This is a genomic window from Acidithiobacillus ferrooxidans ATCC 23270, assembly GCF_000021485.1.
Taxonomy (GTDB): Bacteria; Pseudomonadota; Gammaproteobacteria; order Acidithiobacillales; family Acidithiobacillaceae; genus Acidithiobacillus; species Acidithiobacillus ferrooxidans.
Genome location: NC_011761.1, coordinates 834,179 through 857,184, shown reverse-complemented (window position 1 = coordinate 857,184; position 23,006 = coordinate 834,179). Strand labels below are relative to the sequence as shown.

The 23,006-nt window shown below is 63.2% G+C and carries 21 protein-coding genes; 12 read left to right on the top strand and 9 right to left on the bottom strand.

Going from position 1 to position 23,006, the window contains the following annotated elements:
• Positions 1–135: 135 nt before the first annotated feature.
• The 7 genes from AFE_RS04415 (at position 136) to AFE_RS04385 (ending at position 7,292) form a co-directional block, all read left to right on the top strand.
• Positions 136–2,112, top strand: coding sequence for a lytic transglycosylase domain-containing protein (locus AFE_RS04415; RefSeq protein WP_012536452.1), 1,977 nt, complete (start codon positions 136–138; stop codon positions 2,110–2,112).
• A gap of 76 nt (positions 2,113–2,188) precedes the next feature.
• Positions 2,189–3,295: a 4Fe-4S dicluster domain-containing protein gene (locus AFE_RS04410; protein WP_012536451.1), complete on the top strand. Its 1,107-nt coding sequence runs from the start codon at positions 2,189–2,191 to the stop codon at positions 3,293–3,295.
• Positions 3,288–4,118 carry an FAD/NAD(P)-binding protein gene (locus tag AFE_RS04405; protein ID WP_012536450.1) on the top strand — a complete coding sequence of 277 codons (831 nt, stop codon included), beginning with the start codon at positions 3,288–3,290 and terminating at the stop codon, positions 4,116–4,118. The genes AFE_RS04410 and AFE_RS04405 overlap by 8 nt, the downstream gene beginning before the upstream one ends.
• Before the next feature lie 4 nt (positions 4,119–4,122).
• Complete coding sequence (locus AFE_RS04400; RefSeq protein ID WP_009566740.1) at positions 4,123–4,920, top strand: NADH-quinone oxidoreductase subunit B family protein; 798 nt, start codon at positions 4,123–4,125, stop codon at positions 4,918–4,920.
• The gene (locus tag AFE_RS16905; RefSeq protein ID WP_012536449.1) at positions 4,904–6,202 is read left to right on the top strand and encodes a Ni/Fe hydrogenase subunit alpha; all 1,299 of its coding nucleotides are present in this window, start codon (positions 4,904–4,906) and stop codon (positions 6,200–6,202) included. Before AFE_RS04400 ends, AFE_RS16905 begins: the two co-directional genes overlap by 17 nt.
• Positions 6,199–6,717: a hydrogenase maturation protease gene (locus tag AFE_RS04390; protein ID WP_009564299.1), complete on the top strand. Its 519-nt coding sequence runs from the start codon at positions 6,199–6,201 to the stop codon at positions 6,715–6,717. Before AFE_RS16905 ends, AFE_RS04390 begins: the two co-directional genes overlap by 4 nt.
• On the top strand, positions 6,714–7,292 hold the full coding sequence (locus AFE_RS04385; protein WP_012536448.1) for a hypothetical protein: 579 nt from the start codon (positions 6,714–6,716) through the stop codon (positions 7,290–7,292). Before AFE_RS04390 ends, AFE_RS04385 begins: the two co-directional genes overlap by 4 nt.
• 23 nt (positions 7,293–7,315) lie before the next feature.
• Here AFE_RS04385 and alaS read toward each other — a convergent pair whose 3' ends face one another.
• From alaS to thiL, 6 genes are all read right to left on the bottom strand, one after another.
• Positions 7,316–9,949 (bottom strand): alanine--tRNA ligase, encoded by a 2,634-nt coding sequence (gene alaS / locus AFE_RS04380; protein ID WP_012536447.1) that lies wholly within the window; start codon positions 9,947–9,949, stop codon positions 7,316–7,318.
• Between the two features lie 69 nt (positions 9,950–10,018).
• Positions 10,019–10,471, bottom strand: a complete 453-nt coding sequence (locus tag AFE_RS04375) for a regulatory protein RecX (RefSeq protein ID WP_009564301.1) — start codon at positions 10,469–10,471, stop codon at positions 10,019–10,021.
• The gene (recA, locus tag AFE_RS04370; protein WP_012536446.1) at positions 10,472–11,509 is read right to left on the bottom strand and encodes a recombinase RecA; all 1,038 of its coding nucleotides are present in this window, start codon (positions 11,507–11,509) and stop codon (positions 10,472–10,474) included.
• 173 nt (positions 11,510–11,682) lie between these two features.
• Complete coding sequence (locus AFE_RS16900) at positions 11,683–12,528, bottom strand: CinA family protein (protein ID WP_012536445.1); 846 nt, start codon at positions 12,526–12,528, stop codon at positions 11,683–11,685.
• On the bottom strand, positions 12,525–13,013 hold the full coding sequence (locus tag AFE_RS04360) for a phosphatidylglycerophosphatase A family protein (protein ID WP_012536444.1): 489 nt from the start codon (positions 13,011–13,013) through the stop codon (positions 12,525–12,527). Before AFE_RS04360 ends, AFE_RS16900 begins: the two co-directional genes overlap by 4 nt.
• Entirely contained in the window at positions 13,003–14,025 is a 1,023-nt protein-coding gene (thiL, locus tag AFE_RS04355) for a thiamine-phosphate kinase (RefSeq protein ID WP_012536443.1), read from the bottom strand. Before thiL ends, AFE_RS04360 begins: the two co-directional genes overlap by 11 nt.
• A gap of 61 nt (positions 14,026–14,086) precedes the next feature.
• Here thiL and gluQRS point away from each other — a divergent pair, with 61 nt between their 5' ends.
• From gluQRS to hflD, 5 genes are read left to right on the top strand one after another with little or no spacing between them, the layout of a single operon-like run.
• On the top strand, positions 14,087–14,977 hold the full coding sequence (gluQRS, locus tag AFE_RS04350; RefSeq protein WP_012536442.1) for a tRNA glutamyl-Q(34) synthetase GluQRS: 891 nt from the start codon (positions 14,087–14,089) through the stop codon (positions 14,975–14,977).
• A gap of 10 nt (positions 14,978–14,987) precedes the next feature.
• Entirely contained in the window at positions 14,988–15,686 is a 699-nt protein-coding gene (sfsA, locus tag AFE_RS04345) for a DNA/RNA nuclease SfsA (protein ID WP_012536441.1), read from the top strand.
• 18 nt (positions 15,687–15,704) lie between these two features.
• Positions 15,705–16,514, top strand: a complete 810-nt coding sequence (gene map / locus AFE_RS04340) for a type I methionyl aminopeptidase (protein ID WP_012536440.1) — start codon at positions 15,705–15,707, stop codon at positions 16,512–16,514.
• Between the two features lie 2 nt (positions 16,515–16,516).
• Entirely contained in the window at positions 16,517–19,105 is a 2,589-nt protein-coding gene (gene glnD, locus AFE_RS04335; RefSeq protein WP_009561185.1) for a [protein-PII] uridylyltransferase, read from the top strand.
• A gap of 40 nt (positions 19,106–19,145) precedes the next feature.
• A complete protein-coding gene (hflD, locus tag AFE_RS04330) occupies positions 19,146–19,811 on the top strand; it encodes a high frequency lysogenization protein HflD (RefSeq protein ID WP_012536439.1) in 666 nt (221 codons plus the stop codon).
• Here hflD and AFE_RS04325 read toward each other — a convergent pair whose 3' ends face one another.
• The 3 genes from AFE_RS04325 to AFE_RS04315 are packed head-to-tail and all read right to left on the bottom strand — an operon-like array spanning position 19,812 to position 22,853.
• Entirely contained in the window at positions 19,812–21,275 is a 1,464-nt protein-coding gene (locus AFE_RS04325) for an MDR family MFS transporter (RefSeq protein WP_012536438.1), read from the bottom strand.
• A complete protein-coding gene (locus AFE_RS04320) occupies positions 21,272–21,472 on the bottom strand; it encodes a hypothetical protein (RefSeq protein WP_009564133.1) in 201 nt (66 codons plus the stop codon). The genes AFE_RS04325 and AFE_RS04320 overlap by 4 nt, the downstream gene beginning before the upstream one ends.
• Positions 21,473–21,482: 10 nt before the next feature.
• The gene (locus AFE_RS04315) at positions 21,483–22,853 is read right to left on the bottom strand and encodes an NRAMP family divalent metal transporter (protein ID WP_012536437.1); all 1,371 of its coding nucleotides are present in this window, start codon (positions 22,851–22,853) and stop codon (positions 21,483–21,485) included.
• Positions 22,854–23,006: the final 153 nt, after the last annotated feature.

Sequence of the window (23,006 nt, the reverse complement as noted above, 5' to 3'; positions counted from 1 at the left end):
CGGCACACTTGGTGGCATGATGTTCTTCAGCAATCTCCGGGGGGTCAAGGCGTATGCAGGCAGCACAGACAGCGGACCGATGGCACCATTTCATCGTCGGGGGTGCCCTGCGCCGTTCATCAGGCAGCAGCGCCGATGGCCGCCTTTAAGGCAATCTTGAGAGTACGCTCCTCCCGTCCCGCGGCGGTGCTGGTGTCGCTGGTGCTGTGGATGGGTTGTGGAACATCCGTAGCGACGGCCGGCATCCTCAGTGCCGCTCAGGAACAACTTTTGAACTCGGCAGCAACCGCTTTCGCTCAGGGTGATTATCGCCCCGCCGCCGATGCACTGCCTGAATTGGAAAACACCTACATGGGACCATGGGTAGGGTACTGGTCTCTGCAACCCCGCCTCAACATCATGACCCAGCGCCAATACCAGCGCTATACCCTGCACTATCCGGGCGGAGTGGCGCATCATCTGCTGCGCCGGCAATGGCTGCTGGAACTCGCGCGCCGCAAGGACTGGCCGGACTTCACCCAAGTGTATCAGGATGGCAGCCCTCCTGATTTGATCTCCTTACGCTGCGATGCGGCGCGCGACCCACTGCTGCGCACCAGTCTGGTAGTTGCCCCCTTTTTCCTCTGGAGCAGTGCTCCGGCGAACGATCAGGCCTGCAACGCCATGGCGCGCGTCTATCTGGCACAGGGGCAAATCAAGACGTCCGAGCTGTGGCATCGCCTGCAGCAAATGTACGAGGCCTCGGCCTTCAGCGCCGCGCTGCGCTTTGCCCCGTTTTTGCCTCCGCCGCAATCCGGCCAGCTTGCGCAGACGGTAACGGCACCGGCCACATGGATCTCTCAGCAGATTCAGCAATACGGCACCGGCAACTGGCCAGCCGGTCAGGCCCATTTGCTGGTGCTCGCCCTCCTGCGCCTCGCTGCCATCCATCCTGCAGACGCCGCACGATTTGTGCAAACCCTGGATGCCCTGGATGCTGCCGATAAATCTCTGCTGCTGTACAACGCTGCCTACCATGCCACGCTATCCTTTTGTTCCGAATCCGGACACTGGTATGCCCAGGCCTACGCGGCCGATCCGCAGTTCCACCCACGGCCCCGACTGCTGGCCTGGATGGTCCGTACAGCATTGCGCGACGGTGACTGGAACATGGTGGAGCTGGCCACCCGGCAGATGGGTGCCGTTCAACGGCAGCAGCGGCAATGGCAATTCTGGTCCGCGATCGCACAACTCCAGCTTGGGCAGACGCAGGCCGCCTATACCGCGCTCGCGGCTCTGGAATCTCCGTGGACTTATTACGGGCAACTGGCCATGGCGACGCTGAACAGACCACTGATCCTGAAGTCCGGCGACCCGCCCGCACCCATCGAAGTGAGTGCCACTCCCGTGAATAATGCTCCCGGGCGGACCGCGATCACACTTTATCATCTCGGACTCTATTTCGACGCCCTTGCCGAATGGGACCAGTTTTTGAAGGGGTTGAACGGCCCAGCGGAAATCGAGGCCGCAGCCCGGACGGCCTTTCAGCATGAGGCGTGGCTGCTGGGCATCCATGCCAGCAGCCTGATTCGCGGTGGGAAAGACTGGCGACAAGGCTACGTGCTTCCCTATGCGCAGGAAATCAGTGCCGCCGCAGCCCAAACCGGCTTGCGACGCGCCTTTCTTGCCGGCCTGATCCGGCAGGAATCTGGTTTTGCGTTCGGCATCCAGTCCGACGTCGGCGCGCAAGGCCTGATGCAGGTGATGCCCGCCACCGCCCGGTGGCTGCAAACCCATGTCGCCGGCGCCGCCACCGCCGATCTGCACAGCGTCGACGGCAACCTGACCCTGGGTTCGCACTATCTGAGTCTTCAGCAACAGCATTTTGGTGGCTCCGAGCTGCTGGCTGCGGCGGCCTACAACGCCGGGCCCGGCGCACCGCAACGCTGGCTGGGTCGTTGGACACCGCCGCCAGGCCCATGGGCGGGTCCGATTTTCACCGCGAATATCCCCTTTCGGCAAACCCGCCACTATGTGCAGAGCGTGCTGACCAACACGGTTGTCTACGCCGCCATTCTCGACCGCAAGCCGCAAACCATATGGCCCGAGTGGCGCCTCGGCACCAACCCGTAATCTGCTTGGCAGTTCATGCGACGCACTCCGTCTATACTATGTTGTTATCCACAGGCGTCAGGGACTCTGCATCACCATGACCGCACCCGGTTTTCTTCCTCGCCCCTGCTTACAGCATCTGCTGACTGCCTTGACTGCGGCAGGCTACTGCTGTCTGGGTCCCAAGGTGCGGGATGGCGCCATTGTCTACGAAGAGTTGGGCAGCGCCGACGATCTGCCGCGGGGGGTCCACGATCATCAGCAGCCGGGCGCGTATCGGCTCCACCGCGACGAGAGCCCGCGCTGTTTCTCTTGGGCCAACGGTCCCCAGGCCCTCAAGCCGCTGCTCTTCGCCCCCCGGGAGGCCCTCTGGACCAGCGCTGCGGGGAGTGACGGGGGCATCACCTTTCACCCCGAGATACCGGAAGCCCCGCCCACCGCCGTCATCGGGGTGCGCGCCTGCGATCTGGCGGCCCTGCGTCTGCAAGACCAGCACTTCCTGGAAGGGCCTTTCCCGGATCCCCATTATGGCGCCCGGCGCAGAAACCTTTTTTTGGTGGCGGTGCATTGCACCCAACCTGCGGCCACCTGTTTCTGCGCCTCTACCGGCGACGGGCCGCGGGCCGCGTCGGGTTTCGACCTGGCCCTGGCGGAACTGGACGAGGGGTTCATGGTGACGGTGGGGAGTCCCAAGGGCGAGGCACTGCTTGGGCAACTACCCATCGAAGCCTTGGATCCCGCCCAGCAGGCCGCCGCCGACGGGGAGATCGTTGCTGCCGCCCAGGCGCAGCAACGCGCCCTGCCGTCCCGCAACCTGCGTGATGGCCTCTTTGCCAACCTTCACCACCCCCATTGGGACGATGTGGCCCAGCGCTGCCTGTCCTGCACCAACTGCAGCTCCGTCTGCCCCACCTGTTTCTGCCACGCCGAGATGGAGGAACCCGCCCTGAACGGCCTGAACAGTACCCATTACCGGCAATGGGACTCCTGTTTCACCGAAGGCCACAGCGCTATCCACGGCATCGTCATCCGCGCTGACACCCGCCAGCGCTATCGCCAATGGCTGACCCACAAGCTCGGGAGCTGGCACGACCAGTACGGCCGCTCCGGGTGCGTGGGCTGCGGACGCTGCATCGCGTGGTGCCCGGCTGGCATCGATATCACCGCGGAAGCGGCGGCCGTCTGTGGAGGGAATCATGTCTGATCCTTACCTTCCCCACGAGGTCGAGGTCCTGGAGCGCGTTCAGGAATCCCCCACCATCTTCACCCTGCGCCTCGCCTTCACCGAGCCGGAAATGCAGGCCCGCTATCGCTTTCAGCCGGGCCAGTTCAACATGATTTATCTTTATGGGGTGGGCGAGGTGCCCATTTCCATCGTCTCCGACCCAGAAGATGAGCACCTCATCGATCATACCATCCGTGCCGTGGGCCGGGTCACCCAGGGGCTGGCGCGCCTGGGGAAGGGCGCCCGCCTGGGCCTGCGCGGACCTTACGGCCGGGGCTGGCCTCTGAAACTGGCCGAAGGCAGGGACATCGTGCTCCTCACCGGGGGGCTGGGCTGCGCGCCGGTGGTTTCGGTCATCCACTACATCCTGCGGCGGCGGGAACGCTTCGGGCGGCTCACCATCCTGCAAGGGGTCAAGCATACCGACGACCTCATCTGGCGCGCCCAGTATGAAGCCTGGAGTCGGCTGCCCGATGTGCAGGTGGGGCTGGCGGCGGACGTGGGCAGCCCCGGCTGGTTCGGACAGGTGGGGCCGGTAACGGTCCTCTTCGACCGCGTGCAGTTCGATCCCGGTGCGCTGATGATGATGTGCGGCCCCGAGCCCATGATGCGGGCGGCCGTGCAGGAGCTGCTGCGGCGCGGCGTGGCGGAGGAGGATTTGTGGCTCGGCATGGAGCGCAGCATGCACTGCGCCATCGGTCATTGCGGCCATTGTCAGATGGGGGGGCACTTCGTCTGCCGGGATGGCCCGGTCTTCCCCTACCCGGAGATCCAGGCCCTGCTGGGCGAGCGAGGATTTTGACGTCATGGCCGCTGCCAAACCACGCCTTGCGGTGCACAAGTTCAGTTCTTGCGACGGTTGTCAATTGGCCTTCCTGAATCTGGGGGAAGACCTGCTGCGGCTTGCCGAGCTGGTGGAGATCGTTCACTTCGCCGAGGCCGGCCCCGTGGACCCGGATGCCGTCGTGGACATCGCCTTCGTGGAGGGGAGTGTCTCCACGCCCGAAGACGAGGAGCGCATCCAGAAAATCCGTAAAAACAGCCGCCACCTTATCAGCATCGGCGCCTGTGCCACCGCTGGCGGCCTCCAGGCCTTGCGCAACTTGGCCGACGGCCCCGGCTGGATTGCGGAGATCTACGCCCAGCCCGAACACATCCATAGCCTGGCCACCTCCACCCCCATCGCCGCCCATGTCCCGGTGGATCTGGAACTGTGGGGCTGTCCGGTGAACGGGCGCCAGGTCCTGGGGGCGGTGCGCGCCCTCCTCTTCGAGGTCGTGCCAGCGCTCGAAAAGGACAAGGTGTGCCTGGAGTGTAAACGCCATCAAGCGGTCTGCGTACTGGTGGCCAAGGGACTGCCATGCATGGGCCCGGTGACGCTCACCGGCTGCGGGGCGCTGTGCCCCCGTTTCGGACGCGATTGCTACGCCTGCTATGGGCCGGCGGAAAATCCCAACGCCACGGCATTGGGGCGACGGTTGGAGGGACTCGGCCTGGTGCCGGAGGCCGTCGCGCGGCGATTCCTCTTCATCAACAGCGGCGCCCCGGCCTTTGCCGAGGCTGGCCGCCATTGGCGGGAGCAGGTCCATGACCCAAAGCCGTGAGATCAGCCTTTGCGTGCCGGTCCTGGCGCGGGTGGAGGGGGAAGGCGCCCTGGATCTGGAAGTGCATGACGGGCGCATTCAAACCCTGCGCCTGCGCATTTTCGAGCCGCCTCGACTCTTCGAGAAGTTCCTGGAAGGCCGGGAATACCAGGAGATCCCGGACATGGTGGCACGCATCTGCGGCATCTGCCCGGTGGCCTATCAGATGAGCGCCGTGCATGCCATCGAGGGTATCTTCGGCCAGGCACCCGGTCCCTGGGTGCGGGCCATGCGCCGCGTGTTCTACTGCGGCGAGTGGATACAGAGCCACAGCCTGCACATCCATCTGCTGGCAGCGCCCGATTTCCTGGGTTACAGCAGCGCCTCCGAGATGGCGCGCGCGCATCCCGACATCGTGCGCCGGGGGCTCGCCCTCCAGGCATTGGGCAATGAGATCATCCGCTTTTTCGGCGGTCGCTCGGTGCATCCCGTGGGTGCCCGGGTGGGGGGCTTTCACCGTGCGCCCAGCCGGGCGGAGGCGGCGGTACTCCGGGAGCAGGTGCGGGCTGCCCTGCCGGGGGCCGAAGCCCTGGTGGCCTGGACCGCCGCGCTGAACCTGCCCGACGACCCTCAGGACTTTGTCAGTGTCGCCCTGCGCCACCCGGATGAGTACCCCATGAACGAGGGGCGCATCGTCTCCAGTGACGGCCTGGACATTCCCATCGCCGACTACGAAAGCCATTTCCGGGAGCATCAGGAACCCCACTCCACCGCCCTCTATGCGGCGCTGGACGGACGCCCCTACCTGGTGGGTCCCCTTGCGCGGCTCAACCTCAATCTGGATCGCCTGCATATGCCCGTCCGGGAGGCCCTGGGGCGTACCGGCATCGCTTTTCCCAGCCGCAACATGTTCCACAGCATTGTCGCGCGGGCGGCAGAGATCCATTATGCCCTTCTGGAGACCAGCCGCCTGCTGGAAGATTACACCGAGCCAGAGGCACCCTTCGTCCCCGCCGTACCGCGCGTCGGCATCGGTTACGGGTGCACGGAGGCCCCCCGCGGCCTACTCTGGCACCGCTACGATCTGGATGCCGCAGGTCAGGTGCTGCACGCCCGCATCGTCCCGCCCACCAGCCAGAATCAGGCGCGTATGGAGGCGGACCTGCGTCACTCCCTGGAGACCCTGGGTCTGGACCGGGACGGCGAGACCCTGCGCCAGCAAGCCGAAATGGTGATCCGCAACTACGATCCCTGCATCTCTTGCGCCACCCATTTCCTGAAGGTTCGGCTGGAACGGCGGTGAACCCGGTCCGCATCCTTGGCATCGGTTCGCCCGTCGCGGGCGACGATCTGGGTTGGCGGCTCGCGGAGGCCCTGGAACAGGCGGGTCTGCCCAGGTATTTCCCCGCGGGAATGGTCCACGTCACGCTCTGCGATCGCCCCGGCAGCCTCCTGCTCCCGGCCATGCGCGGCGCGCGTCTGGCCATTCTCCTGGATGCCATGCGTAGCGGCGCGCTGCCCGGCACAGTGCGGCGCCTGGATATGCTGGAACTGGACGACGGCACTGGGCTGCTGTCGAGCCATGGCTTCGGTGTGGCCGAGGCCCTGGCCCTGGGCCGCGCCCTGGAGGATCTGCCGCCCCGGGTGCTTATTTACGGGATCGAGACGGGCCGGGCACCTCCCCCTCCGCCACTCAGCGACCTGGTGGCCATTCTTTGGCCGGCGATCATCGACGATATCCGGGTGTGCATGAAGGAACCCGGGGTGGTACCTTTAGCGATGGAGTCCAAACAAAAGTCTGGAGGAGCATCCTTATGAACGGGAAACAGCGTCACATCGCCTGGTTGGTATCCGGCGCCGTCCTGTGCGCCGGAACGGCAGTCACCGGGGCCAGCGCATCCCCCGTAGACATACAGTTGAATGTCGGGGCACCACCCATCTATGCGGCACCGGGCTATCCGCCGATGGCGATCGCCACGCCACCCCTGATGATCTGGTTGAGCAACCTCGGAGTTTACGCCGCCTATGGCGTGCCTCAGCCCATTTTCTATCTGGGCTCAAGCTACTATTACTATTACGGTAACCGCTGGTGGGCCGGGCCGGGCTATCGCGGACCATGGCGCCCCATCGCCGCGCCGCCACCCGCGCTCCGTCACTGGAATTACCGCGACTGGCAAAACGTCCAGCGCGATGCCCGGCGCCATTATCGCGACCCACAGTGGCGCCATTTCCGTCCGGCGGAACGTCCGCAACCACAGTATCGTGGACCGGAGCAGCGGGGCCCCGGCGCCTTTCGGGGGCCGGAAGGCCACGGACCTGCGCAGCGACCGGAGGATCGTGGTGGACCTGGTCGGGGACATGACGGCCATGACCAAGGCCACGGTCCTCACTGACAAGGATCGTGGCAGGGTCGAAACTAGCCGAGTTTGCCTTTGACCCAGTCGCGGGCGGCGGCGAGGGCGGCATCCAAGGCCGCCGGATTGCCGGCCCCGGCCTGCGCCAGTTCCGGACGCCCACCCCCCTTGCCGCCCAACGGTTGTGCCACGGTGTTCACCAGTTCTCCGGCGTGAACCCGTCCAGTCAATCCTTTACCGACTCCGGCAATCAACGCCACTTTCTCCCTTTCCACGCCCGCAAGGACGATGACGCCGTCAGGTAACTGACTGCGCAGGCGATCCAGGGCATCGCGCAAGGCTTTGCCATCCATCCCCTCCAGGCGCCTGATCAATACCGGTACTCCGCCCACATCCTCGGCCTCTGCGGCAAGATCGGCACCCGCTCTGGCGGCTTCATCCCGCTTGACCTTTTCCAGCTCTTTTTCTAACTGGCGCAGGCGTTCCAGGGTTTGCGCCAGACGTTGGTCCAGTTCTGCAGGGGCAACTTTCAACAGTCCGGCCGCCGCTTGCAGGCGTTCTTCATCACGCTGAATAGCCTCCAGCGCCACCGCGCCGGTGACTGCTTCGATACGCCGGATACCCGCTGCCACGCCGCTTTCGCTGAGGATCTTGAAAACACCTATATCGCCCAGCGCCTCCACATGGGTGCCGCCACAGAGTTCCATGGAGAAGTCACCCATGCGCACCACCCGCACCTCGTCTCCGTACTTCTCGCCGAAGAGCGCCATGGCACCCAGGGCCTGTGCCTCGGCGACAGGCAGGATCCGGGTTTCGGCGCCGACATTATTACGGATAGCGGCGTTGACCACGCGCTCGATTTCCCGCAACTGTGCGGCCGTCACCGGCTCCGGCTGACTGAAGTCGAAACGCAGCCGCTCCGGGTTGACCAGCGAACCCTTCTGCTGCACATGACTGCCGAGAATGTTGCGCAAGGCGGCATGGAGCAGGTGGGTCGCGGAGTGATGTGCGGCCGTCGCCCGTCTGGCCACTTCGTCGATGCTGGCAACCACCATATCGCCGACCCGCAGGCGCCCGGATTCCATGCGCCCCAAATGCACATGCAGGTGACCCATGGGCTTTTGGGTGTCCGTCACGGCAAACAGGGCATCATCCGACTGGAGCTCGCCACGGTCTCCCGCCTGCCCGCCGGACTCCCCGTAAAAGGGCGTCCGATCGAGAATAACCACTCCCATGTCCCCCGCTTCGAGGAAGGCCACCTCTTCACCATCGCGGATCAGCGCCACCACCTTCCCCTCATCGGCACAGGTCGAATAGCCGGTGAACTCGGTAACCGGCAGCCGCATGGCCAGATCGTGGTACACCCGCTCGGTCTTGACCTCACCGCTGCCCGCCCAGGCGGCACGGGAGCGGCTGCGCTGCTCCGCCATAGCCGCCTCGTAGCCCTCCATATCCATGATCAGATCGCGCTCGCGGGCGATATCAGCGGTTAGATCGACGGGGAAACCAAAGGTATCTGCGAGCCGGAAAATGATCTCGCCGGGAATGGCGGCACCCGCTGCAAGATCCGCAATGGCCTCCTCCAGCAGACTGAGTCCGCGCTCCAGCGTTTCCCGGAAACGGGTTTCCTCACGCTCCAGAGCGCGCTCCACTTCGCGCTGTGCCCGCGTGAGTTCGGGAAAGGCACTGCCCATCTCCGCCACCAGCGGCGCCACCAGTTGATGGAAAAATACCGTCTCCATGCCCAGCTTGCGGCCATGACGCACGGCGCGGCGGATGATGCGGCGCAGCACATAGCCGCGGCCTTCGTTGGCGGGCAGGACGCCATCGGTGATGAGAAAGCTGCAGGCACGGATGTGATCCGCCAGCACCCGCAAACTGATGTCCGTCGCCGCATCGCTCCCATATGTTTTGCCGCTGATGGTGGCTGCTGCGGCAATCAGCGGCTTGAAGAGATCGGTGTCATAGTTGTTATGTACGCCCTGGAGCACGGCCGCGAGACGCTCCAGACCCATGCCGGTATCGACGGAGGGTTTTGGCAGAGGGGTCAGGGTGCCGCTGCTGTCCCGGTCAAACTGCATGAAGACCAGATTCCAGATTTCGATATAGCGATCGCCGTCTTCCTCCGGACTGCCCGGAGGGCCTCCGGGAATATGGGGGCCGTGGTCATAGAAAATCTCCGAACAGGGGCCGCAGGGGCCGGTGTCGCCCATGCTCCAGAAGTTGTCCTTTTCGCCGCAGCGGGAGAGGCGCGCGGGATCGATACCGATCTCGTTCATCCAGATGTCGGCCGCCTCATCATCCTCCTCGTAAACCGTAATCCAGAGCTTTTCCGGCGGCAGGCCCAGACGTTCGGTGAGGAAACGCCAGGCAAAGCCGATCACTTCACGCTTGAAATAGTCGCCAAAAGAGAAGTTGCCCAGCATCTCGAAGAAGGTATGGTGCCGCGCTGTGTAGCCGACATTTTCCAGATCGTTGTGTTTGCCACCCGCGCGCATGCAACGCTGCGAGGAAACGGCGCGCCGGTAGGGACGGGTTTCCAGGCCAAGAAACACGTCCTTGAAGGGCACCATACCGGCATTGGTAAACAGCAGGGTCGGATCGTTACGAGGGATCAGGGGGCTGGAGGGCACGATCTGATGCCCCTGTTCCACAAAATACTCCAGAAAAGCTTGGCGAATGGCTTGCGCTTGCATCGGTCTTCCGTTGTTAAAGATAAAGTGTTTTTGTCTCCGGGCGGGGTTTCTCCGCCCCCTCACCCGCTGTCAATCGGCAGCGAAATCCCTTTCTCTGCCGGCGCCCAGCACCTGGCGAATCGTCTCTCCGGTAAATCCCCGCCCCGCCAGGAAACGGGCGCGCCGGGCATAATCTCTGGCGTCCGCCGGCGGCGTGTTGCCGAAACGCTTCCGACAGACGGCTTGCGCTTGCTGCAACCAGTCAATCTCGGGGTCTGCGCCAACCTCGATCCCCGCCCGCTGCAAGTCCTGACGCAAGCGCAAGGGCCCGTGCCCCTGACGCACACGGGTACGGGTGAGCATTTCCACATAACGCGCGTCATCCTGATAACCGGCGGCGGCGAGCGCATCCAGCGCCAGCGCCACGTCCCCTGCGTCACATCCCGCACGGAGCAGTTTGTCACCCAACTCCCGGCGCCCATACTCCCGGCGCGCCAGCAACCGTAGCGCCAGCGCGGTGGGATCGCTGCGTTCTGTCGTCAACTAGCCGACCGCTGCGGGCTCTGCCACCTCTTCGGCAAAGGCCAGGGGGTGTCCTGCTGCCGCTGCCCGTATCCGCTGCTCGATATTGGCCGCCAGTTCCGGATGCTCCTTGAGGTACTGGCGGGCATTGTCCTTGCCCTGACCAATACGCTCGCCCTGGTAACTGTACCAGGCGCCGCTTTTTTCGACGATGTCGAACTTCACACCGAGGTCCACCAGTTCGGACAGTCGGGAGATGCCTTCACCGTAATAGATGGCAAATTCGGCTTCGCGGAAAGGTGGTGCGACCTTATTCTTGACCACCTTGACGCGGGTATCGTTACCTACCACTTCGTCGCTCTTTTTGATCGCGCCGATGCGGCGGATATCAAGGCGCACGGAAGCGTAGAATTTAAGGGCATTACCACCGGTGGTGGTTTCCGGACTGCCATACATCACCCCGATTTTCATGCGAATCTGGTTGATGAAAATGACCAGGGTGTTGGTCCGGGAGATATTGGCGGTGAGCTTGCGCAACGCCTGACTCATCAGACGCGCCTGCAGACCGACGTGGGAATCGCCCATGTCGCCTTCGATTTCCGCTTTGGGGGTCAGAGCGGCCACGGAGTCGATGACGATGAGGTCCACGGCACCGGAGCGCACCAGCATGTCGGCGATTTCCAGGGCCTGCTCGCCGGTATCAGGCTGGGAGATCAGGAGGTTTTCCAGATCGACGCCGAGCTTGTGGGCATAGCCTGGGTCGAGCGCGTGCTCGGCATCGATAAAGGCGGCGGTGCCGCCTGCAGCCTGACAACTGGCTATGGCATGCAGGGTGAGAGTCGTTTTACCGGAAGATTCCGGCCCGTAGATCTCTACCACCCGGCCCCGGGGCAGTCCGCCAACACCCAGCGCCAGATCCAGACCCAGCGAGCCGGTGGAGTAGACCTCGATGTCCTTGATGGCGTTATGATCACCGAGACGCATGACGGCGCCTTTACCAAACTGTTTGTCAATCTGTGACAGGGCCGCCGAAAGGGCCTTGCTGCGCTGTTCATCCATAATATTTTCCTTCTCCAGAATCGAGGGGTAACCCATCCTTGCAAAACACCATGTTGTAGTGGCGCGCGGCAGGACCCGCTGAACCGACACCGCGGCTTAGCGGAACAACCTTTTCCGGCATTCTACCTGAGCGGGCGGGCGGGGCAAACGGCCGATGGTTACACGGCCGATGGTTACCGCAACAACCCCAGCAATCCGCCCAAGGCTACCGAACCCGCCGCATACTGCACCGACCAACGGTCTCCGTGAAAATGACAGGTCCGCACCTGCGGTTCCATGCCCCGTGCGCCCCAGGCAATACAGACGGTACCCACCGGCTTGCCGGGCACGGCGCCCCCCGGCCCGGCGATGCCGGTGATAGCTGCGGCGATGTCCGCTTCGTGCAATGCGCCGGCGAGCATTTCCAGGGCGGTCTCCTCCGCTACGGCCCCGACCCGCGAGAGGGTCGCTTCCTGCACCTTCAGCAACTGAATTTTCGCTTCATTGCTGTAGGTGACAAACCCGTGGCGCAGCAGCGCCGAGGAGCCTGGCAGGGCGGTGATCCGCGCGGCCAGATCACCGCCGGTACAAGACTCCGCCAAGGCGAGTCGGGCGTCCCGCGCACGGGCGCGCTGGAGTAAGGACCATTCCGGCGGCGCCATGTGCAGCGACATGGCGCACGGCGTTCCGGCCTCGACCCAATACTCGCCCGGCAAAACTTCCGGCGTGGTGCCGTTATCGTTGAAAAGGCTCAAAGGCACGTCGCAAACGGGCAGGTACGCGCTGGCCCAATCACGCAACGAGGCCCAGTCGTCGGCCGGCAGATGGGTGCGGCATGATGCTGTTATCCAGCCCGCGGCGTTCGCAAACTCGCCAATGGCCAGCGCCGTGGCGGAACAATCGGGCAATGTGGCGACGAGTTCCACCCGAACCTCTATCCCGGCCCGCGTAGCCCAAGCCGCCAGACGCTGAGCGTCGGGCAAGGCCGCGGGGCGCATGGGCAAGAATATCCGCAGACGGTCCGTAGGGTTATCCGTCATAACCAGCCTGCCCACAGCATCAGCCGCAGAAGAATCAATGCCGGGATCGCCGCAGCGATATCGTCGAGCATGATTCCCGTGCCTCCATGAATATGTTTATCCAGCCAGGAAATCGGCCAAGGTTTGAGCATGTCAAAAAAGCGGAAGAGCAGGAACCCGACGAGCAGCGTCCACCATCCGAAAGGCACCAGCCAGAGGGTGAGCAGCAGACCCGCCCATTCATCCCAGACGATGGCCGGCGGGTCCAGGGCCCGCATGCCGCTACCGCTATTTTGCATCTCCCGCGCGGTCTGCCCGCAGAGCCACGGCCCTACGGCGATGATCGCCACCAACACCAACGTATAAACCACATTGTTCTGCACCACGAGGGCCAACAACAGATACAAGGGAATGGCAGCGATGGTGCCCATGGTGCCGGGCAGAACGGGCGACAGACCGCTGCCGCCGCCCAACGCCAGCCAGTGATACCAGGGCCTAGAGTGCATGGACATGCCCCCAGGAAAAGGGCAGCGACAGCGACTCATCCCGCCAGGTCAAAGTGACCGCGGCCCGGGCATCGGGGGTCGCTGGCAGGATGCTGCCCACCGCCGTCAAACGCAGGGAGAGCGACCGGGCGGCCTCCTGCAATGCCGTCGATAAGGCGGGAGCGGCACAGAGGATCAGTTCATAATCATCACCACCGGTGAGGGGCCAGCGTTGCAGGCGTTCCGGGTCGGTCCGCGCCAGATCCGCGAGGTCCGGGCTCAAGGGTAGCGCATCCAGGGCGACCTGCGCATGGACGCCCGAAGCTTTCAGAATATGGCCAAGGTCGGCCAGAAAGCCGTCGGAACAATCCACGGCACAAAGTACACCACCCGCCAGCGCCGCCGCGCCGAATTCGAGACGGGGCGTGGGACGCAGCCGTCGTGCCTCCAATGCGTCCCGCCGTGGTGCTGAACAGGGAACTGCCCGCCTCTCCTGGCCGCGCTCCACCAAGGCCAGGTCCAGGGCGGCGGCCGCGTCGCCAAGAGTGCCGGTGACCCAGATCACGTCTCCCGGCCGCGCCGCCTCACGGCGCATCACCCCATGGCCAGAAAGTCCCAATGCGGTTATGGAGAGGGTCAGCGGCCCATCCGTAGCCACGGTATCGCCGCCGACAAGGGTAACGTCATGCCGGTCGGCGAGTGCGCTCCAACCCGTTGCGAATGCTTCCAACCACTCCCCATAGCCTTCCGCCCGCCACGGCAGGGCCAGGCTGAGCAGACACCAGCGCGCTTCCGCACCCATGGCGGCCAAGTCGCTGAGATTCACCGCAAGGGCTTTCCAGGCAAGGTCTTCCGGGCTGACTTCGGGGAAAAAGTGACGACCGGCAACCAGGGTATCCATGGTCGCCACCAGTTGCCGACCCGCCGGGTCCAGCCAGGCGGCGTCATCACCGATACCCAGCCGCACATCACTGGCCATCTTGCCCAGCCGGCACCGCAACTGCTCGATGAACGCAAACTCTCCGCCCGCCATGTTCACTCCGTCTTGGCCATCGCTTGCGCTACTATAGCAAGGCCACCACCTGAAGGAAGCCATGCCCAGTACTCCCACCGTCACCGGACGCTTTGCCCCCTCCCCCAGCGGCCCGCTCCATGCGGGATCACTCATTGCCGCCGTCGGCAGTTATCTCAGCGCCCGCAGTCAGGGTGGGTGCTGGCGACTGCGCCTGGAGGATGTGGATGAGGGCCGCACGCGTGCCGGTGCCGCCGACGCCATTCTTCGGCAACTGGAGGCCATGGCCCTGGACTGGGACGGGCCAGTGCTGTCCCAGTCTCCGCGCAAGGCGATCTATCAGGAAGCGCTGACGGCTTTGCAAACCAAGGACATGGCCTACCCCTGTGCCTGCACCCGTCGGGAAATCCGCGGCTTCGGCGAACGCTATCCGGGCGTCTGCCGGCAGGGTCTGGCATCCGGACGGCAGACCCGCTCCTGGCGCCTGCGGGTGCCGGACCCCTTGCCCATCTGGGAGGATCGTTTCCACGGCTGGCAAGATACGCCCGCACCACAGGGTGACCCCATCCTGCTGCGTGCCGACAAATACTTCGCCTATATCCTGGCCTCTGTCGTGGACGACGGAGAGCAGGGCATCAGCGAAGTGATCCGCGGCGGCGATCTGCGCGCCCTCACTGGTGCGCAGCGTTATCTGCAAAGCGCCCTGGGCCTGCCCTACCCGCAATACGGGCACCTGCCCCTCCTCTGTAACGCCGACGGTCGCAAGCTGTCCAAAAGCCTCGGCAGCCCCGCCTGGGCGGGCGAACCCAGCCAAGCCTGGGAGGAGACCTTGCGACTGCTCGGCTGGATGACGCCCGCCGGACTGCGTGGCGCCCCTGCCGCAGAGTGGCGCGACTGGGCGCTCAGCCGGATGGCCGAGGGGCAACTTCTTTATCGCATTACCCCACTGGCCGCCGCCGCCGAACAGCGTTAGGCTGAGCGTCATGAACCTGCCGCCCCTCACCCCTGCCACCCTGATCCGTCGCTACAAGCGCTTTCTTGCCGACTGCGCATTGGCCAGCGGCGAGATCATCACCGTGCACTGCCCTAATTCCGGGAGCATGCGCAGTTGCGCCGAACCCGGTCAGCCCATTCTGATCTCCCAGAGCGGCAACCCTAAACGCAAACTTCCCTGGACCTGGGAACTCTACTGGAGCGGCGCCAGCTGGGTCTGCATCAACACGCAGCACCCCAATGCCGTAGTCGCCGAGGCCATCGCTGCGGGCGATATACCCGCCTTACAAAATTATGCACAACTGCGCCGCGAAGTGCCTTACGGCAGTCATGAGCGGGTGGATGTCCTGCTCAGTTCCGAAGGCCGGCCGCCCTGCTACGTAGAGGTAAAATCCTGCACCCTGCTGGAGGAAGACGGTGTGATCCGCTTCCCCGATGCCGTCAGCAGCCGCGCCCTGCGTCATCTGGGGGCATTGACGGAGGTGGTCCGCGGCGGCGGGCGCGCGGTGATGCTTTTCCTGATCGGCCGGGAAGACGGTCGGGGTTTTGCGCCCGCAGACGCCATTGATCCGGCCTATGGGAAGGCACTGCGCCGGGCACGCACCGACGGTGTGGAAATTCTGGCCTACCGGACCCGCCTCAGTCCTGATAAAATAAGCCTCAGTGTGGCGGAACCGCTTCTCTTTTAGCCGCATCAGGAGAACAGCATGTTACAACGCAGCAAAACGTCCCCCCAGGGCAGCATCAAGACCGCAGAAGAAGTGGAAAAAATGCGGGTGGCGGGCCGGCTCACGGCCATGGTGCTGAAGATGATCGGTCCCCACGTCAAAGCCGGCGTTACCACCGATGAACTGGACCGCATCTGCCACGACTATATCGTCAACGATCTGCAGGGCATTCCCGCACCGCTCCACTATCAGCCCAGCCCGGAATATCCGCCCTTTCCCAAATCCGTCTGCATCTCTCTCAACCATGTGATCTGTCACGGCATTCCCGGCGAGCGCGTCATCAGGGATGGCGACATGCTCAACATCGACGTCACGGTTATCAAGGATGGCTATCACGGAGACAGCAGCAAAATGTTCACCGTCGGAGAGGTGCCGTTGCGTTCGCGTCGGGTGATGGAAGTGGCTCATGAAGCCATGGTGCGTGGCATTCAGCAGGTGCGGCCCGGCGCAACCCTGGGCGATATCGGCCATGCCATACAGTCCTACGCCGAGGCGCAGCACTGTTCCATCGTCCGGGAGTTCTGCGGGCACGGCATCGGCCGCAAATTCCACGATGAGCCGCAGGTGCTGCATTATGGCAATCCCGGTGAAGGCATTGAACTGGTGCCGGGCATGACCTTTACCATCGAACCCATGGTCAATGCCGGCAAACGCTACATCAAGGCCCTGCCCGACGGCTGGACCATCGTTACCAAGGATCACAGTGCTTCCGCCCAGTGGGAGCATACCATTCTGGTCACCGATGATGGTTACGAAATACTGACCCAACTGCCCGGCGACCCCGTCTGAGCATGACGATCCACCCCGCGCAGTCCCGGACGCCTGCTGCGTTGGGCGAAGTTCGGGGGTCTTCGCCAGCCGCCACTTCGCCACAGCAGAGTGCCAGCGCTCTGCTCCACCAGCGCAGCCGCGCGGTGGACAGTACCCTGCGCAGGCTCTGGCAGAGCACATCGGGTGCAGATGCGGCGACGGCGCAAGAACTCACCCTGGCGGCCGTAGGCGGTTACGGGCGCGGCACCCTCTTCCCCCACTCCGACATCGACCTCCTGATTCTGACCCCGCCGACGCTCACGACGGTACAAAAGGGCTTCATCGAAGGCTTCCTGACCAGCCTCTGGGACCTGCAGATGCAGGTGGGGCACAGTGTCCGCAGCGTGGACGAATGCCTGCAGGAGGCGCGTCAGGATCTGGGTATCGCCACCACCCTGCTGGAATCCCGTTATCTGGCCGGATCGCACCCATTATTGCAACAACTGAGCGACGCGTTACGGGAAAATCCCCCCTGGCCTTCCCCGCTTTTTTTCGCCGCCAAACTGGCGGAGCAGGAAAACCGTCACGCCCGCTGCAGCGACACTGCTTTTCACCTCGAACCCAACCTCAAGGAAGGTCCCGGTGCGCTACGCAATATCCATCACCTGCAATGGCTCGCGGCCAGTGTTTTCGGGGAGGGCAGTCTGCGTCGCCTGCGCGATGAGGACATCATTACCGGCGAGGAATATCGTCAGCTCCTGCGCGCCCAGGCCCTGCTCTCCCGCCTGCGGATCGCCCTGCACCTCGCCACCGGACGCCACGAAGACCGTCTGCGCCTCGATCTGCAGGTACCTCTGGCACGGCAACTGGGCTACACCGACCGACCGGGACGTACCGCCGTCGAACAATTGATGCAGAAACTCTATCGCGCCTTCGCCGATATTCTGCGTATCGCCGCCATTGCCCAGGAGAACATCGCGCAGCATCTGGCCGCACGCACCCCAGCGCTGGAGGTTACCGACCAGCGGGCCACCCTGTCCCGGCCCACGCTGCATCGCGATGATATACAACTGCTCCGGCACATTCTGGGCCTGTTCCGTAGCCTGGTGGAAGACCCGCGGCGGCGCACCCTCGACGCACAGACGCAACGCCATCTGTACGCCTTGCGGAACGCCGTTCACCCGCGGGATCTGGACCATGATCCCGTCGCGCAGGAGCAGCTTCTCGCCATTCTCGCCCAGCCCGACGGCGCCTATCGCAGCCTCGCCATGATGCAGCAATGTGGCCTGCTGGCACGCATACTCCCCGCCTTTGGACGTATCACCGGACGTATTCAGCACGATCTCTTCCATGCGTATACCGTCGACCAGCATACTCTTTTTCTGCTCCGCAACCTCGGACAGATCTGGACTGGCGAGGCACCACTCCTGCCCGTCGCCGAGGCCGCCCGGCGGCAGGTGGAAAAACCGGAGTTACTGGTGCTGGCCGGTCTCTTCCACGATATCGGCAAAGGCCGCGGCGGCGATCACTCCAAAATCGGTGCTCAGGAAGCCCGGCGTTTTGCCCGGCGTCTACGATTGTCGCCCTGCGATACAGACCTGGTCGTCTGGCTGGTGGAACAACATCTGCGAATGTCCGCCGTTTCCCAGCGCCGCGACCTCGAAGACCCTCAGGTCATCCGCGACTTTGCCCATCTGGTCGGGGATGAACGCCATCTTGCCTATCTGCTGCTCCTCACCGTGGCCGACATGCGTGCCACCAACCCGGAACTCTGGAATGACTGGAAGGGACTGCTGCTCAGTACACTATATCGGGCGACGGCCACGGAACTTCAGCGGGAAGACCGCCAGACCCGGGATCTTCCGCAGATCATCTCCGATAAACAGCAGGCTGTTCTGCAGAAAATCGCCAGTACCGACCACTCACGTGTACACACCCTCTGGCAGCAGCTTTCGGGCCCGTATTTTCTGCGTTACACAGCAGACGAACTACTCTGGCATTGCCGGGAGATACTTGCCCACAAAAGCCGGAAAGCATTGGTCGCGGTGCGGCCCCACGCGCCCGAGGGCAGTGAAGTCCTGATTTACGGCCCGGACCGACCGGGACTTTTCCAGCAGATTACCGGTGCCCTCGATCGGCAATCCCTGAACATCATCGACGCCCGGATCGATACCAGCGAGGATGGTCGCGCCATCGACACCTTCCTGGTCATCGACAACAGCCACGCCTTCGCCCACAGCGCCCAGGCCCATGCCGATCTGGCTGCCGAACTCCGCGCGGTTCTTGAAGGGGAAGCCGTGCGCAAACCACGTTTTGGGTTGCGCCATTGCGATCCGCGCCACCGGTTCTTTGCACACGTTCCCGCCGAGATCCGCGTGGACAATGGCGTCCTGCCCCGCTACACCCTGCTGGAAGTCCGCGCTGCAGATCACCTCGGCCTGCTCTATCAGGTCGGCGAGACGCTCCGCGCATTGCAGCTCAACATCCACGGCGCCAAAGTCTCCACCTTCGGTGAACGAGTGGAAGACACCTTTTTCATTCTCAACGAACGGGGGCGCAAACTGACCGAAACCCAGGTCGGCGCGCTGATTCATGCCTTGAGCGACATTTTGAATGGTGAACCCGCTTAAACGATGAATTGCCCCCTTCTCCTACGACAGGCGCAAACCCATGTGGTCATTCCTTCTCCCTGACGCCCGGCGGCGGCGCGACCGCGCCCTGGGCCTCGCCGGTGTCCTGCGCAGCGCCCTGCTGGTGCAAGACATCGCGCGTAATGGCGCACAACCCGGAGACCTGCTGCAGACCTGCATCAGGAGCGTTCTGGCGCTGGACAGCAAGGACAGCCTGCGTGCCCTGGGCGATATCGACAGCCTGCGTCACTCTCTGGCGCTGCTCTGCCCGCTGCTGCAACGCGGCCCCGGCAACGCCCGGGAGGCCGAACTGCTGCGCTACAGCATGGCGCTGACCACCCTCGGCAAGCGCCTCCTCAAAAACGCCTCGGCCACCCGGCGCGTCCAGGAAGGCGTCGAGCAGGCCCAACGCCAGATCGCCCACTTTGCTGATCCGATGCAGCGCAGCATCGTTGCCGGGCTCGCCCAGACGTACACCGAGGCCATCGGCATTCTCCGCCCGCGCATCATCGTCAGCGGAGAGAGCCGTTTCCTGAGCGACCCGGACGATGCCGCACGCATCCGCACCCTCCTCCTCAGCGGCATCCGTGCGGCCGTTCTGTGGCGGCAGGCGGGCGGCCGTCTGCCCGCCACCATTCTCGAGCGACGCGCGCTCTGTCAGGAAGCGGAAGAATTACTCGCCACCCATCCTCAGCTTACTCGATGATCACCCTCGATCGAGGGCATCCCGGCGCTTGACGAGCACGTGCATATCCTCCAAAAACCACGCACAGACCGATGCGGCAAAGCTGAACAGCGCTGCGATCAAAAAGTCCGCATGCAGCGTCTGGACGATCAGGGCAGGCGCCCCCTCCTGGGCATAACCGTGAGATCCCCCCGCCAAAAAGGCAGAAAACACCGCGCCGAAAGCCGCAACCCCCAGAGTGCCGCCCATGGAACGGAACAGGGTGACGGTTGACGTCGCCACCCCCAGGTGGCGGTGCGGCACCGCAAGCTGGGCAGAGAGCACCAAGACCTGCATGGTCGTGCCCAGCCCCAGTCCCAGCAGCACCAGTACCGCGTCGATGCGCCACATGGGCGTATGCTGCCCGAGCATGGAAAGCAGCCCAAGCGCTAGGGTGATGAGCAGGGCGCCGGCGATGGGAAACTCCCGATAACGCTGAGTCCGGCTGATCCGGCGCCCGGTCAGCACCGACATTGCCAACATGCCCAGGAGCAAAAATAGCAGTTCCAGACCGGAGGCAGTCGGCGAGAAACCACGCACATCCTGCAAATAAATGGGCAGAAAGCTGACGGAACCGAGCATCGCCACCCCGACAAAAAAAGAGATGATTACACTCAGCGAAAAAGTTCTGAAACGAAAAAAAGCGAGCGGCAACAGAGGTTCCGGATGATGCCGCTCGATCCGTATAAATCCGCCGAACGCGCTCAGCCCCGCGGCGAGAAGAAGCCATGGTCCGGCGGAATCCCAGGGCAACACCGTCCCGGACACGCTGGCAAATAACACCAGGGCGCTCAGGCTGGTGGTCAGCAGGACCGTTCCCGGTACATCCATCCGCACCTTTTCGGCCGTTTTCGGTCTGGGAAAGGCGAAGCCGATGACGAAAAAGGAAAATATACCGATGGGCACATTGATATAGAATATCCAACGCCAGCCCATGGTCTCCACGATAAAGCCACCGAGAAAGGGCCCGACCAAGGTCGCGAGACCAAAAGCGGCGCCCACCAGCCCCTGATAACGGCTGCGCTGGGTGATGGGAATGAAGTCCGAGATGGAGGCGATGGCGGTCACCAGCAAACCGCCACCGCCAATCCCCTGCAAGGCCCGGAACACCATCAGCTCGTCAATGGTTTGCGCCTGGCCGGACAAAACCGATCCTGCCAAAAACAGCAACACTGCCGATTGCAGGAGATACTTGCGCCCCAGAAGATCCCCCAGTTTACCGTATACCGGCAAACAGACGGTGGAGGTCAGCAGATAAGCGGTCACGATCCAGGGTAGTTTGGCCAGGCCATGGAGATCGCGGGCGATGGTCGGCAGGGCGGTGGAGACCACGGTCTGGTCCATCGCCGCCAAAAAAATGGACGACAGGATGGCGAAGAAAATGACTTTTGCCGGCCAGTCCAGACGAAAAGTAGATGCGGAAACGGGCGTTGATGAGGATGTCAATGTATGCCACGCGCAAAACCGATGGCCACCATGATCAGCATGACCGCGATGTAAATACGCAGCCCCCAGAAGGCTACCTGTATCCATCCCCGGATCGGCGCACGGGTCAGCGGTTTGGGCTCCTGATGGACTTCATCTTCCAGAAACGCCAGAAATTCCGGTGTCGCCGCGGAATGAAAGTCTTCTTTAGAATGCATACAAAGCTCCTCAGGCGGACGGGAAGACGACGGTATAGCCATAAACGGCATTGGCCAGAATAAGGAAACCAACGATGGCGAATGCTGAATAATTTTGCCAGCGCCGGTTCACATAGCTCCCCATGATCTCGCGATCATTCAGCAGCATGAGCAAAAACAACATCGCCGCAGGCATGAATATGGAAGCGATTACCTGTACGGTCAGGTTCAGAAAACCCAGTGGGATTTGAGGAATCAGCACCACCAGAGCAGCCATCCCGGCGCTCAGGATACCGGACAGATAAAAGGGCAAGGCCCGTTGCGGCCGAAGGTTCAGACTTCGGGGCAGCTTGAGTGCCTCGCCCACCGCCCAGGAAGTACTTGCCGTAATGGCAATGGCCGCAATCAGCCCCGACTCGACGAGGCCCAGAGCGAACAATGCGGTCCCGACACTACCGAGGCTGCTCTCTCGTAACAGATGGAGGATCGCCTGGATGTCAAACTGGGCGGTATTGAGGTGCCCATACGCCAGAGTACCCGTCAAAATGACGATGGCAATGGCGATGATACCCATGGAAAGGCTTCCGAAGGCGGTATCGGCCTGGCCACTGGGGATGTCATTGACCGTAAGGCCCTTGTCGACCACCGAGGACTGCTGAAAAAAGAGCATCCACGGCGCGATCGTCGTTCCGAGATTGGCGAGTACGACATAGGTAAAGGCGCCTACCGCAGTCCCCACCGGAATGTGCCAGTTGCCCACCGCAGCAATAACCTGGCCCCAGTCCGGGTGCGCCGCGATAGCCAGGGGCACAAATACGATATTGCCCGCGGCAATCCACAATGCCAGCCGCTCCCAGGTGTTATAATGCAGAAAGATCATGGTCCCGGCGAGAAAGGTCCAGGCCACAGCGACCGAAAGAACCGGCGGCACAGAAAACACGCTCATACCGACCCGGATACCGATAAACTCCGTCACCAGGGTCAGGATATTCGCCACCGTCAGATCCAGCAGCGAAAACACCCCCCAGAAAGCGCCATAACGCCCCCAGATCATCTCGGCATGTCCCCGGTGAGTCACCGCGCCAAGACGCACGGTCATCTCCTGCACCACATAGGCCACCGGGATCATGAGCAGCAGGAAGGGAACGAAGAAACCGATACCATACATCGCTCCGGTCTGGGCATAGGTAATCACGCCTCCGGCATCGTTGTCGGCGATCATCACCAGGATACCCGGCCCGATCAGGCTCAAAAACAGCGTCAGCCTCCGCCACCAGGAGGGATGATGGCGGAGTTGATAAATCCGCCAGCGATCCTTGATGCGCTCCCGCACGTCCTCGGGCAATTGCTGCAACACATCCGCCTCGCTGGAGGCTCCGTGAAGTTCTGGTATGACGGACATCGTTCCCCTCCTGAGTGGGCGTTTTATAAGCTGGCCGACCGGTCAGGTCAATATGCCCGAGATCACCACCATGGGCAAGGTCGCCCAGGGAGGAAAAAGACGGAGCTGAGGGTATAAAGGGGGCTCGTGCCGATATCCCCGAAGAACATAACA